Raw genomic sequence first — 12,860 nt, 5'->3', positions numbered from 1 at the left:
GGCGTCCAGCCGAAGGCGAAGGCGAGCCCCATGAGATAGGCCCCCGCGAGCCCGATCTCGCGGGCAGGCCCCGTCGCCCTATCGAGTCGGAACTGCCGGTAGAGCAGGCCGATCGGCAGCAGGCCCAGAAAGTGCAGTCCCATCAGCACAATGATCCCGGCCGCGATCCAGCGCAGCAGGTCGAACCATTCGCGCAGGAACTGCCCGGCAAATGACGCCGAGGCCCCGAGCGCCACGAAGACGGTGATGATCCCGGTCGAGAACAGGGCGGTAAAGAGCAGCGTCCGACCGCGTCCGGGCGGCGTGCCACCCGCTTCGGCCTGCCGCGCACCGGTGCCGGCAAGATAGCGAGGTAGAACGGCACCATCGGCAGGATGCAGGGAGACAGGAAGGACAGCAGTCCCGCCAGCATCGCGCCGCCCAGCGTGACCTCGAACATGCCACCTCCGATTGCTTATATCATATTGCAATACTATTATTCGAAGCTATTGGCCGGTCAATCGGCCTCGATCGAGGATCCGCATGTCACGCGTCGCAGCCATCTTTCTCGGCCTGTTCATGGCCCTCCAGCCCGGTCCGCTGCCCGCGGCGCTGGAGCTTGTCATGGTCGAGCAGGCCGGTTGCCCATGGTGCGCGCGTTGGAACGAGGAGATCGGACCGATCTATCCCAAGACCGAGGAGGGCGAGGCCGCGCCCTTGCGCCGGATCGACATAGGCGCTCTGCCGGGCGAGATGGAGCTTGGGGGAAAAGTTGTCTTCACCCCGACCTTCCTGCTGGTCGAGGACGGCCGCGAGCTGGGCCGGATCGAGGGCTACCCGGGCGAGGATTTCTTCTGGAGTCTGCTGGCACGCCTTCTGGGCGAGACGCCGGGCGCCTCCTTGGTGCCTCAGGACCCGCCCGGATGATCGCGTCGCATTGCGATATTGGGCGCGAGCTCATAAATGATCCGCCTGACATCGGGCGGAGCCGCTCCGCCGAAACGGGGAGCGCAGCCATGACCCTGCCGAGGATTACCGACGACATGAGCGAGGCCGACATGGACCTCATGACGCGCAACGCGCAGGAAGCCTCGGACTTCCTCAAGGCCTTGGGCCATGAGGGCCGGCTGATGATCCTGTGCCATCTCGTCACCGGCGAGAAATCGGTGACCGAACTCGAGCAGCTGCTCTCGGCGCGGCAGGCCGCCGTCTCGCAGCAGTTGGCGCGCCTCAGGCTCGAAGGGCTGGTGACGCCGCGCCGCGACGGCAAGATCATCTACTACAGCTTGACCGATGACCGGCCACGCCGGATCATGGAACTTGTCTACGAGCTGTTCTGCCGCTCAAGCTGACAGGCGCGCCGGGGAGGGCGCGGGGAGGATCACGATATGCTGGATTGGCTCGACGAGCCGACCATCGCCGCGCTCATTGGCATGGGCAGCGGTGCAGTTCTGGGTGCGGCCGCGCGATTGGGGCGTTTCTGCACGCTCGGCGCCATCGAGGATGCGCTCTATGGGGGCAGCCTGACCCGGCTCAGGATGTGGGGCATCGCTATCGGCGTCGCGGTGATCGCGGCCTTCGGCCTGATGAGCGCGGGGCTGTTCGACCCGATGGACAGCTTCTATCTCGCGCAGGGATGGAGCCTGCCTGGCGCGATCCTCGGCGGGCTGGTCTTCGGCTACGGCATGGCGCTTGCGGGAAACTGCGGCTACGGCGCGCTCGCGCGGTTGGGCGGTGGCGACATGCGTTCCTTCGTGATCGTATTGGTCATGGGACTCGTGGCCTATGCCACCTTGTCCGGGCCACTGTCGGGACTGCGGGTGGCGCTCTTCGCTCCGCATGGCGGGCCGACGCCGGGCATCGGTCATTTGATCGCGCTGGCGACGGGTCTGCCCCTCTGGGCATGCGGCATGCTTGTCGGATCGGCCATCCTTGTCCTGTCGCTTCGGGGTGGAGCGGCGTTGGGTCGGGGTACCCTCATCTGCGGCGCGTCGGTCGGGCTTGCCGTTGCCATGGGATGGGCGGGAACAGCTTGGCTGTTTACGACAGGCTTCGACGCGTTGCCCGTCGCGTCACACAGCTTTTCGGCGCCCTTGGGCGAAACGATGCTCTACACCATGACCTCAAGCGGCGCGGCGCTGAGCTTCGGCGTCGGATCGGTGGTCGGTGTGTTGACGGGCGCTTTGCAGGCAGCCTCTGGAAGGGGCATTTCCGCTGGGAAGCTTGCGAGGACCCGCGCGAACTCAAGCGTCAGATCCTCGGCGCGGGGCTCATGGGCTGGGGCGCGGTGACGGCGGCGGGATGCAGCATCGGCCAAGGCATTACCGCCTTTTCCGTTCTCGCGATCAGTGCCCCGGTGACGCTGGCTGCGATCGCGCTGGGCGCTGCGATCGGGCTGCGGCAGCTGATCGACGGCTTTGCCATGGCCGAGTGACCCCCTCGACGCCACGACGATTCGAATGCAATGATGCGAATGTGTTGTTCGGGGAGGGACGATGAGGATCACCAGACGCAGCGTGTTGCGGGGCGCCACGGGGCTCGGCGCCACCTTCGCCTTCGGCCGGGCTTGGGCCGCGACGGAAATGGATCTCGGCGAACGGCGGATCACGACACTGAACGACGGGTACTTGCAGCTTCCGGAGAGCTTCCTGATCGGGGATCTGCCGCAGGGCGAGGCACGCGCGATCCTCGACGCGGCTGGCGTCGCGGCGGGAGGGTATGAGCCGCCCTGCAACGTGACGCTGCTGCGTTCAGGCGCGGAAGTCGTTCTGTTCGATGCGGGCGCCGGGCCGGGTTTCATGCAAAGCACGGGGCGGCTGCCTGAGGCCCTCGCCGCTCTCGATCTGTCGCCGGAGGACGTCACCCATGTCGTCTTCACCCATGGCCATCCGGATCATCTTTGGGGCGCTATCGACGATTTCGACGAACCCCTGTTCGTGAACGCGCGGCATCTCATCGGCCGGGTCGAGCGGGACTATTGGACTGACCCCGAGACACCGGTAACCATCGGCGCCGAACGACAGAGCTTTGCCGCCGGAGCCGCGCGCCGGATCGAACTTTTACAAGGCATGCTTGAGACATTCGAGAATGAAGACGAGGTTCTGCCCGGCATCGTAGCGCGGGCCAGCTTCGGACATACACCCGGACACATGTCCTTCGAGATCGGCAGTGGCCAGGCGCTTGTTGTCGGCGACGCCATCGGCAACGCGCATCTGGCCTTCGCGCGCCCTGAATGGCCCATGGCCGCCGATCAGGACCCGGAGCAGGCCGCCCGGACTCGTTTGGTCCTGCTTCAGGAATTGGCCGAACGGGGCATGCCATTGATCGGTTTCCACCTCCCAGACGGCGGAATGGGCCGTGTGGAGAAGAACGGCGAGGGCTATACGTTCGTCTCGGAGATGTAGTTTCCAGATTTGTACGAGTGGTTCGTGTGCCTTGGGGAGTTGATGGTGTGACCATCCTCTTCGGGGACCGCCAACGACTCACCTTGGTTCATCAGATGCCGCCGGGAAGCGGTCACTTTGATAAAACTTACGCATGCTGGACCAAGACTAGGCCACCCTGAGCCGGCTCAGGCGTTGGAAAGGACCTCGACCGTCACGCGGGCGACACCGCTGCTCAGCAGGCCGATATCTTCCGCCGCGCCCTTGGACAGGTCGATGATGCGGCCCTTGGCATAGGGGCCACGGTCGTTGATCCGCACCACGGCGGATTCGTTGGTAGCCTCGTTCGTGACGCGCACGCGTGTGCCGAAAGGCAGGCTGGGATGGGCGGCGGTGAGGCTGTTCATGTCGTAGATTTCGCCATTGGCAGTCTGACGCCCGTGAAAGCCCGGCCCGTACCAGGAGGCAGCTCCCTCGAAGGTCTTGGTGACACTGCCGGAATGCGCGGAGGCCAGTGGTGCTGCCGCCAAGAGGCAGCTTGCGGTCAAAAGGGTTCGAAGCGTGGCGGTCAACTTGATCACAAGCCGGTCCTTCCGTCATGGTTCCAAGGTGTCCGCCACATCTGACCCCTGCCAATCCTCGGTGCAACGACGAATGGCGAATGGTTCCGATGCGAGGAACGAACTGGCGGAGCCTCGCCACTCCAAGCGGCCCTGAATGGCAGGCATCCGCCGAAGTGGCCCGTTCGATGTTCGCTCAGGGCGTATCTGCCTCGCGGAAGAGGCGACCGATGTCTTGGGTCGACAGGTCGCTGTTGCGAACGGCGTCGATCACGGGTTTGCGGTTCCGTGAAAATCAACCGTTCCCATTTCCCCTCGTGAAGCCAGCGACCGGCAACGCGTCCTTGATGATCTGCCAGAGCATCCCGGTGCGCAACCGCACCGGACGGAAACCCGATCCGGGCCCAACGGTTTGCAGGCAGAAGGAGGCGGTGCCATCACCTATTTTCGGAGCCTTTCAGCGGCGGGTTTCGCCGCCACCGCCATCGGGTACGGTCCGGCGCGCATGGGGTTCGGGCTGTTCGTGCCGGACTTCCGCACCGCCTTCTCCATGTCGACCTCGACCATTGGTCTCGTCTCGAGCTTGGGCTTCTTCGGCTTTTTTCTGGGACTGCTCGCGGCACAGCTTCTCCTGACCCGGCGAGGGCCGGAGGCGCCGGTTTTGCTGGGACTTTGCGCCGCCACTCTCGGCATGGTCATCATCGCCGCTGCCCTGAATGTCGCGGTTCTTGCCGTCGGCGTGTTCCTTGCTGCATCGAGTGCCGGCTTTGCGTGGACGCCCTTCAACGACGCGGTTCATCGTAAGGTCCGCGATGCGGACCGGCCCACCGCCCTCTCGGACATCAGCACCGGCACCAGTATCGGGATCGTGGTTGCCGGCGGTACGGCGCTGGCCATGGTGCTGATGGGGTTCTCGTGGCGATATTGCTGGGCCGCATTCGCCATGGCGGGCGCTCTTGTGCTCGTTGGCAACTGGCTGGCGTTACGCCCGGTCGAGAGAGGCCCCGCAGGGACGAAGGGCCAATGGCGCGGCGTTCTGCAGGCCTCGGCCTTGCCTCTGTTCGGTATCGGCTTCGTGCTCGGAACGACATCGGCGATCTACATCTCTTTTGCCGCCGATCGGGTTCGGGAGATCGGCGGTGTTCCCGGCCTGCCCGCCGCCGCCGCCCCGGCGTTGATTTTCATCTCCTACGGGTTGTTCGGGCTGGCGGGCCTGCTGACCAGCCGGGCAAAGGAGGCGCTCGGCCTCGTTTGGCTCCTGCGCCTCCTGATGGGGGCCGGGACGCTGTCACTCGTGATCGTGGCAATGATGCCGGACCGCTGGGCTGGGGTGGTCCTTTCGGCCGGGTTGCAGGGCGTTCACGTGATGATGACAAGCGCCGTGCTGGCTTTCTGGTCGGAGCGGCTGTTCCCGGCGCTTCCGTCGCTCAGCTTCGCGGCGGTGCTGCTGGTCATGGCGGCGGGCAGCGTTCTGGGGCCGGGCCTCGCCGGGCTGGCATCGGGGGCCGCTGGGCCAATGGCGATGTTTCTCGGGGCTGCGGTGCTCCCGGCGGCAGCGGTGCTTTTCCTGCGCGGCCACCATGCGAGCGAGCGACCGCTGCTCGCCGAGCTTGAGGCCGTTCGGAGGGAGCGAGCGGGCCGGACACCAGACCGCAAGAGCATTCGGATGCGACACACTTGGCACGGCGATGGGGAGGGCGCGTGATGACATGGAAGACGCCTTGGATCCGGTACGCACTGCTCTTGGGTATCGCCTTGGGTGGGTTCTTCAATGGCATCCTGCTGCATCAGATCCTGCAATGGCATCATCTCCTCAGCCTCGTGCCCGGTGTGGACGACCTGCCTGCGCAGGTGCTCTGGGACGGCTATTTCCACCTGTTCATGTATCTGCTGGCCGGTCTCGGCCTGTGGGGCCTGTGGCGCGCCCATGTTAGGCGGGCAGGGATCACGGGGCAGCCGCTGCTCGGCGCGCTGATCGCCGGTTTCGGTCTTTGGCACATCCTCGACAGCGTGCTGTCACATTGGCTGCTCGGCATCCATCGCATCAGGATCGACAGCGAGGTGCCGCTGTTCTGGGATCTTCTGTGGTTCTTTGTCTTTGGCTTGCTGCCTTTCGGGATCGGATGGGGTTTGGGGCGAGGCAGTGGCGAAGGGGGGGCGATCTGCACCGGACGACGGCTACGCTCGCGCCGCTGATGTTCCTCGGCGCGAGGGTGGGCGGCTGGACCCTGCGCCCGCCATCGGACCGACCTTTCACCACCGTGGTGTTCCGCGCCAACAATGCCCCTCGCCATAGCGTGACCGGCAAGGAGTGCACTGCCTTGGGGGGGCGCCGGAGCGCCTGTTTGGCGCACATTGGGCTGACAGCCACTTCGATCACATAGCACCGGGCATGGCCCGCTTGCCGCTGCGCCAAGACACAGGCTGGCGAAAAAGTGGCCGCATTCGCGACATGTTGGGGAGGAATTATCGCATTTGAAACAAGCCCCGCACCTGTCGGGGGTAGCTGGAGAGCAGGGGGACTGCGATGAAGAACATTGCCTTGTACGAATTGATGTCGCGGCGGACACGGCTGCCATATCGCGGCAAGATCATGCTGATGGCCTTTGTGGGAACGCATGTCCCCCTGATCGCGCTCATCGCCTATGTGGCGATGCAGACGGCTCAGGGATGGTCGAGCTTCCTGACGATTCTCGGGGTCGCCCTTCTGGCCACGCTTCTGGGCACCTTTGCGACGATCCTCGTGCTCGATCACCTGTTGCGGCCGGTGATCAACACCGCGCAGGCGCTGCGGGACTACCGGGCGCGCCGGGCACTGCCGGATCTGCCTGTCGCGCATACCGACGATGCGGGCCGGCTGATGGCCGATGCGCAGCACATGATCACGAGCCTCGACAAGTCGTTGCTGCGGCTGGAGACGATCGACGAGGCGACCGGGCTTCTCAACCGGGATGGTCTGCAACGTGCCCTCGCTGCCGACACCGGCACCGGCTTCGCGATCATGTCGCTTCGCCTTCTCGATGCGAGCAGGATCGGCGGCAGCTACAACCAAGACGTGATGCATGGCGTGATGTCGGTCCTTGCCGACCGGCTCGGCCTCGTCGCGCCGAACCCGGCGCTGCTGGCGCGGGTGGCGGATGACCGTTTCGCCCTCGCGGTCGCGATGGATGTGACCGGTGCGGATGTATGGGAAGGCGCGACCAATCAAGCAATGCGGATCGTCGCGAACATCGCTTCGGACATCCTGCAAGGCGACCTCACGATCCAACCGACCCTGGTGGCAGGCGTGGCCCTGATCGAGGCCACTGGCGACGTCGGTGCGGGTCTCGACGACGCGATCGCCGCCTCGGGCGAGGCCAGCGCCGCAGACCGAATCGTCCAGCATTCCGAACAGGCGAGGGCCAAGGCCCAGAAGCGATTCGCACTGGAGCAGGAGCTTCGCGGTGCGATTGCGAAGGACGAGTTCGTGCTGCACTTCCAACCCGTCATGGATACCCAACTGGGCCGCGTGTCGGGGGCCGAGGCCCTGATCCGCTGGAATCATCCCGATCGCGGCATGATCCCGCCCGGCCTGTTCATCCTGATGGCCGAGGAGGCCGGGCTGATCGACCAAATCGGTCTTTGGGTGATGCGCGATGCCTGCCGTCAGGCGGCGGCGTGGGAGGGCGACATACGGGTGGCGATCAACCTGAGCGCCCGCCAGTTCCTCGACAAGGATCTCGACGCCCATGTCGCGGCGGCGCTATCGGAGAGCGGCCTGTCGCCCGACCGGCTGGAGCTCGAACTGACGGAAACGGTCGCCATGGTGGATCACGACCACTCCCGTTCCACGCTGACGAAGCTGCGCGATCAGGGGCTCAAGCTCGCGATCGACGATTTCGGGACCGGCTATGCCAGCATGAGTTCGCTTCGAAAGCTGCCTTTCAACAAGCTGAAGATAGATCGTGAGTTCGTCAGCGATGTTGATCGGCTGCCGCAGTCGCAAGCCATCTGTTCGGCAATGATCGCGCTCGGCCGTGGGCTTGGAATGGAGGTGCTGGCAGAAGGCACTGAAACTTCGGCGGAAGTCGACTTCCTGCGTGCCGGCGGCTGTTCCTTGTTCCAAGGCTTTCATTTCGCCAGACCGGTGGCTTCCGCCGATCTGGCGACGACGATCGCCGCGCTCGACCAAAGGAATCCCGATTATCGGATGGCGGGATGAGAGACCGTGACGTTCTGTAAGGGATGGCGCTGAAAACCTACTGCATGGGCCAAACGCTCATCTCGGCGGCATCGTAATGTGCTGATGGGGAATCGTAGGGTGCGAAGAGTACAAAGCTGCAGTCGAACGCCTTATAGCAACGCAAACTTGCATGCTGGCTTTGAGCCCGGGCGATACCGGCGGCATATCTCTCGACGAAAATGACGAGGGGCGGGGTTTTGAACCCCGCCCCCGACTTTTGATATCCGACGATCAGTTTGCGGTGGTCGTCGCGTCTTCTTCTGCCGGTTCGGCTTCGACGTTATCGGCTGCGTCGTCCATCTCGCCTTCGACCGGCATAGCTTCGGTGCCGTCAGTGGACGCTGCATCCGACTCCATCGCCGCTTCGTCGGCCGAATTATTCTCGTTTCCGAAAGCCTCGAGCAGATTGGCGACGGCCATGTCCACGGCTTCTTGCGCCTGCGGCACGACGGTACCCATACCGAAGAATTCGTGGGTGACACCGTCATAGGTCATCTGCTCGACCTCGACGCCCGCTTCCGAAAGACGCTCGGCCATGATTTCGCCTTCGCTCTGGAGCGGGTCGATTTCGGCGTTGACGATGGTGACCGGCGGCAGGCCCTGCAGGTCATCGCGCGCAATCAGGTCGATGCGTGGATCGGAGGCCTGCGAGGGATCTTGGAAGACCTTGTCGAAGAACCACTCCATGCCGGCACGCGACAGCGGCATGGCGTCGGCATAGGCTTCGTAGGACGGCGTCTGCATGTCGTCGCTAGCTATCGGATAGACCGAGAGCACGTGATCGGGCTGGATCAGTTCGGCGTCACGGGCATGTATGGCCACGTTCAGCGCGAGGTTGCCGCCGGCGCTTTCGCCCGCGATGGCGAGCCGCTCGGCATCGGCGTTGAAGTCGCCCGAGTTCTCGACAATCCACTCATAGGCCGCGTTGGCGTCCTCGTGCTGCACCGGGAAGGTCGCGCCCGGAGCCTGCCGGTAGGTGGCCGAGACCACGACCGCATTCGCACCCGCGGCCAAGGCACGAGCCGAGGCGTCATAGACGTCGATGCCGGCGATCACCCAGCCGCCGCCATGGTAATAGACGATCAGAGGGAACGGGCCTTCGCCTTCGGCGGGGGTGTAGACCCGCGCGTCGATCTGGCTGCCATCGGCGCCGGGATAAGTGATGTCACGCGTCGCGACACCGGCCAGATCCTCGGGCATCTCGATGCCACGCTCCTCCATTACCGCCATGACGGCGTCGGCTGGGGTGGGCTGGCTGCGCGCATCCTCGACCGACAACTCCGAAATCGGCTGGGCACCGAGCTCGGCGAGCTTGTCGAGCACCGCCTGCATATCCTCGTTGGGCGTGGCGGGCGGATCGGCCACGGCACCGGCATCGGCGGTGACATTGGCTTCCATCTCGGCGCTGGCGCCGGAGGTTGGGGAGGCTTCGGTTTCGGCGGTCGTCTCAGCCTCGTTCGTCGTGGCTTCCTGCGCCAGCAGGCTGGCGGGAGCAACGGTCAGAGCAGCCGCAAGGGCAGCGCTCGCCGTGGTCGTTTTCAATAGCATGTGCATGAGAGATCCTCTCGCAGACTCGGTAAACGCTGCACCAACTGCGCGTCATGGGATCGGTTCACCCGAAAGTTGCGGCGTAACTGCATGTTCGACGGTTCAGACGGTGATCTTGCCGTTGCAATCCAATGCCTCACCGGGCCGTGGGGCGATCGAGAAATAGCCACAAAGGAAAGCGCCGTCACGCATCACGCAGCGCGAAAAGAGCCGATCACGCCGTGGCCCGCATCGAGAGTCACGGCATATTTGCCGCAGATCCGGCCAATCATCTCGGCAGGCCGAATATTGTTTAAGTATCTTAAGTAACTGTTTAAAATTCGAAATTTATTGGACCTAAGATATATTGTCCCGATAGAGTCGTATCGATATCGAGGCTTACCAACCGGCTGCACTCTTGGCGCCGCGGGCTGAAGGTCACTGGGCCTTCTTGATGGTCATGGCCTCTCCGGCGCCGGCAGTCCGGTCTTTCCCGATCACCATCCTTCGATCCGATAGCCTGCCCATCATCCAACGCGAAAGTGATCGGATCGTATCGGCGGCGCCTGCCATGTCACAAGCTTCGAAGGCTGCTATCTGCCGTGTCCGCGCTTTGCTGATGGCGGATGGAAGAGGGTCCTTGAGATGGCCCGCCAAGCCCATGCGCCGTCGTCCCTGCATCTGCCTTGCCGCATGACCATTGCAAATCCTCGGCACTCAAAGCCCATGGTCATGCCATCCGTCCTCGAAGATCATCACAAAGTGGAGGCGGTCGTACAGCAGGCGGCGCAACTCCGCGCATGGCTGTGTCGGCGCTTGCCTGCAGCGCCGAGGCGCGCCTATCAAGCCGAATGGATTCGCGCCTTTTCTTTTCCGCATGCGCCCTGTCGGTCGCGCTTCCCGGCGTGGCCCTCGCTCATCCGCATGTATTCATCGACGCGGCCTTCGAACTCGTCTTCGACGAGGCCGGCGATCTCGCGGCGGTGCGGATCGACTGGGCCTATGACGAGTTCTACTCGCTCATGCTGATCGAGGAGAACGGGCTCGATGCCGATGGTGACGGTGCGCCGGAGCAGGCGGCGCCCGATGCCTATGCCGGGCACGACGTCGACTGGGCCGCGGGTTTTCCGGGCGATTTCATCATCGAGAGGGACGGCGAAGCGGTGGCGCTCGACGGGCCGGTGAAGCATCGGGCGCGGTTCGAGGCAGGCCGGCTTGTGACTTCGCATGTCCGTCCGCTTGCCGCGCCATTCGATGTGTCCGGCCAACTGGTCACCGCGCGCGCCTACGATCCCACCTACTTCGTCGCCTACGATGTGCCGGTCGAGCCGACCATCTCGGGCCGGGATGGCTGTGCGCTACGCCGCAACGTCGCCGACCGTGACGAGGCGGAGGAGGAGTATGGCGAGCAGCTGGCCGCGATCGACGCGAGTTCCGATCCCTTTGCGGAGATCGATCTGCCCGATATCGGCGTGTTGTTCGCCGACAGCTTCGTGCTGACATGCGCCGCATCCTCCTGATCGTCCCGTTTCTGGTGGTCGCGGTCGGGATCTGGGCCGTGGCGACTGGTCAAGACCAGGAAGTGGCCCGCTGGGCCGCGGGCTGGCAGCGCGAGTTCCAGAATGCCCTCGCCGGTGGGCTGCGCGCCCTCAGGGCAAAGGAGCCGGGGGCCGTGACCGCGCTCTTGGGGCTGTGCTTCGCCTACGGTTTCTTTCACGCGCTGGGGCCGGGACATGGCAAGTTCCTGATCGGTGGCTATGGCGTAAGCCACGACGTGCCGATGCTCAGGCTGTCGGTGATCTCGCTTTTGTCTTCGGTCGGGCAGGCCGTGACCGCGATCCTGCTCGTTATGACGGGCCTGTTCCTCATGGGCTGGACCCGTAGCCAGATGACCGGTGCGGCCGAAACCATCATGCTGCCGCTCAGCGCCGCTGCGATTGGCCTCATCGGCATCTGGCTGGCGTTCCGGGGGCTGCGCCGGTTGTGGGGTCTGCGAGCCAATGCCGACGGGGCTGCGCATGGGGCGCACGATCACGTCTGTCATGCGGGCTGCGGTCATCGTCACGGCCCGAGCATCGACGAGATCCGCCATGCGGGCGGACTGCGCGACGCGCTCGCGCTGATCGGCGGCATCGCCATCCGCCCTTGTTCTGGCGCGATCCTGCTGCTCGTTCTCACCTGGCACATGAATATCCTGACGGCCGGGATATTCGGAACGCTGGCGATGTCCTTCGGCACGGCCGCGCTCACCGTCTTCGTCGCGGCGAGCAGTGTGTTCTTCCGCGAAAGCACGCTCTTCTCTTTCGGCGAAACGAAGCAGGCGACCTATGTCCTTCCGGTCATCGAAGTGATCGCCGGAGCCGCAATCCTCGTCATTTCGATCGAGATGGCGGGTTTGGCCGCATAGCGGTCGACCTCGGCGCCCGTCCATTGCGCTCGCGCGGCGCGAAGCGCGATGAGAACGCTACGCCCGGGCCTCTCGCGCGCTGTCGATGGAACGGAATATGACACATGGCCACCTCGTCACCCTACTTGGCGTAATGGGCGAGGAACATGTCTACGCAGTCGGCGATGACGGCATCCGGGTCGACATCCGCCTTCGTGCCCATCAGGAACTGCGGCCAGACCAGAAAGTGCTTGATCATCGACAGCAGCTGACCCGCGGCGAAGCCGGGCTCGGCGCGGCGTAGCGCGCCCGCCTGCATTCTGTCGGCAATCATCCCCGAGATCGGGCCGTCCTGCATCGCGGCCTTGGCGAAGAAAGCCTGCGCCAGATCCTGATCGCGCAGAAGCTCTGACATCACCAGCCGGTTCAGCCCCAGATACTGCTCCCCGGTCAGATGGCCGACGTAGTCCCGCACCGCCGCGATCAGCTGCTCGCGTAGCGGCGCATCCGCCTCGGGGCGCAGCTTCGGCATGGCCGCGATCTCTTGCAGCAAGATGTCGGTGATGGCGGCGAACAGCACCTCTTTGCTCTCGAAGTGCTTGTAAAGTGTGCGCTTGGACACCTCGGCCAGCTCGGCGATCCGGTTCACCCGCGCGGCAGGGAAACCCTGCTCCCGGAATTCCAAGATCGCCGCATCCAGAATATCTTTTCGTTTTTTTTCAGTAAGTTTCATCTGTTTCACCTGATCGCGCTGCTATTTTGTAAACAACTGGGTTTACACCAGCCACCTTGCCGCCCTATGT

The 12,860-nt window shown here is 64.3% G+C and carries 12 protein-coding genes and 1 pseudogene; 9 read left to right on the top strand and 4 right to left on the bottom strand.

Annotation, left to right across the window (positions count from 1 at the left end):
- Positions 1-470, bottom strand: a 470-nt coding sequence (locus MBELCI_RS19750; RefSeq protein ID WP_235047559.1) for a sulfite exporter TauE/SafE family protein, incomplete at its 3' end; no start/stop codon positions are given.
- Positions 471-522: 52 nt separating this feature from the next.
- Between MBELCI_RS19750 and MBELCI_RS03100 the strand changes: the two genes are divergently transcribed.
- From MBELCI_RS03100 to MBELCI_RS03085, 4 genes and pseudogenes are all read left to right on the top strand, one after another.
- On the top strand, positions 523-906 hold the full coding sequence (locus MBELCI_RS03100; protein WP_021692690.1) for a thioredoxin domain-containing protein: 384 nt from the start codon (positions 523-525) through the stop codon (positions 904-906).
- An 89-nt stretch (positions 907-995) separates the two neighbouring features.
- On the top strand, positions 996-1,331 hold the full coding sequence (locus MBELCI_RS03095) for an ArsR/SmtB family transcription factor (RefSeq protein WP_021692689.1): 336 nt from the start codon (positions 996-998) through the stop codon (positions 1,329-1,331).
- 36 nt (positions 1,332-1,367) lie between these two features.
- Positions 1,368-2,413 (top strand): annotated as a pseudogene (locus tag MBELCI_RS03090) (YeeE/YedE family protein).
- 61 nt (positions 2,414-2,474) lie between these two features.
- Positions 2,475-3,383 (top strand): MBL fold metallo-hydrolase, encoded by a 909-nt coding sequence (locus MBELCI_RS03085; RefSeq protein WP_021692687.1) that lies wholly within the window; start codon positions 2,475-2,477, stop codon positions 3,381-3,383.
- A gap of 167 nt (positions 3,384-3,550) precedes the next feature.
- Here MBELCI_RS03085 and MBELCI_RS03080 read toward each other — a convergent pair whose 3' ends face one another.
- On the bottom strand, positions 3,551-3,943 hold the full coding sequence (locus MBELCI_RS03080; protein ID WP_021692686.1) for a septal ring lytic transglycosylase RlpA family protein: 393 nt from the start codon (positions 3,941-3,943) through the stop codon (positions 3,551-3,553).
- A gap of 391 nt (positions 3,944-4,334) precedes the next feature.
- Between MBELCI_RS03080 and MBELCI_RS03075 the strand changes: the two genes are divergently transcribed.
- The 3 genes from MBELCI_RS03075 (at position 4,335) to MBELCI_RS03065 (ending at position 8,123) form a co-directional block, all read left to right on the top strand.
- A complete protein-coding gene (locus MBELCI_RS03075; RefSeq protein ID WP_021692685.1) occupies positions 4,335-5,627 on the top strand; it encodes an MFS transporter in 1,293 nt (430 codons plus the stop codon).
- On the top strand, positions 5,627-6,118 hold the full coding sequence (locus tag MBELCI_RS03070) for a DUF2243 domain-containing protein (RefSeq protein WP_052512669.1): 492 nt from the start codon (positions 5,627-5,629) through the stop codon (positions 6,116-6,118). Before MBELCI_RS03075 ends, MBELCI_RS03070 begins: the two co-directional genes overlap by 1 nt.
- A gap of 571 nt (positions 6,119-6,689) precedes the next feature.
- Complete coding sequence (locus MBELCI_RS03065) at positions 6,690-8,123, top strand: putative bifunctional diguanylate cyclase/phosphodiesterase (RefSeq protein WP_158497364.1); 1,434 nt, start codon at positions 6,690-6,692, stop codon at positions 8,121-8,123.
- A gap of 252 nt (positions 8,124-8,375) precedes the next feature.
- On the opposite strand, the gene MBELCI_RS03060 is transcribed toward MBELCI_RS03065, so the two are convergent.
- Positions 8,376-9,692: an alpha/beta hydrolase gene (locus MBELCI_RS03060; RefSeq protein WP_081698472.1), complete on the bottom strand. Its 1,317-nt coding sequence runs from the start codon at positions 9,690-9,692 to the stop codon at positions 8,376-8,378.
- Positions 9,693-10,522: 830 nt separating this feature from the next.
- Here MBELCI_RS03060 and MBELCI_RS03050 point away from each other — a divergent pair.
- Complete coding sequence (locus tag MBELCI_RS03050; protein WP_021692681.1) at positions 10,523-11,191, top strand: DUF1007 family protein; 669 nt, start codon at positions 10,523-10,525, stop codon at positions 11,189-11,191.
- Positions 11,173-12,078: a nickel/cobalt transporter gene (locus MBELCI_RS03045; protein WP_021692680.1), complete on the top strand. Its 906-nt coding sequence runs from the start codon at positions 11,173-11,175 to the stop codon at positions 12,076-12,078. The genes MBELCI_RS03050 and MBELCI_RS03045 overlap by 19 nt, the downstream gene beginning before the upstream one ends.
- Positions 12,079-12,199: 121 nt before the next feature.
- Here the strand turns inward: MBELCI_RS03045 and MBELCI_RS03040 are convergent, their stop codons facing one another.
- Complete coding sequence (locus MBELCI_RS03040) at positions 12,200-12,790, bottom strand: TetR/AcrR family transcriptional regulator (RefSeq protein WP_045319621.1); 591 nt, start codon at positions 12,788-12,790, stop codon at positions 12,200-12,202.
- Positions 12,791-12,860 lie beyond the last annotated feature (70 nt).

It is taken from the genome of Limimaricola cinnabarinus LL-001, assembly GCF_000466965.1.
Lineage (GTDB): Bacteria > Pseudomonadota > Alphaproteobacteria > Rhodobacterales > Rhodobacteraceae > Limimaricola > Limimaricola cinnabarinus.
The sequence above is the reverse complement of the archived record's forward strand: the minus strand, read 5'-3'. Positions and strand labels throughout refer to the sequence as shown.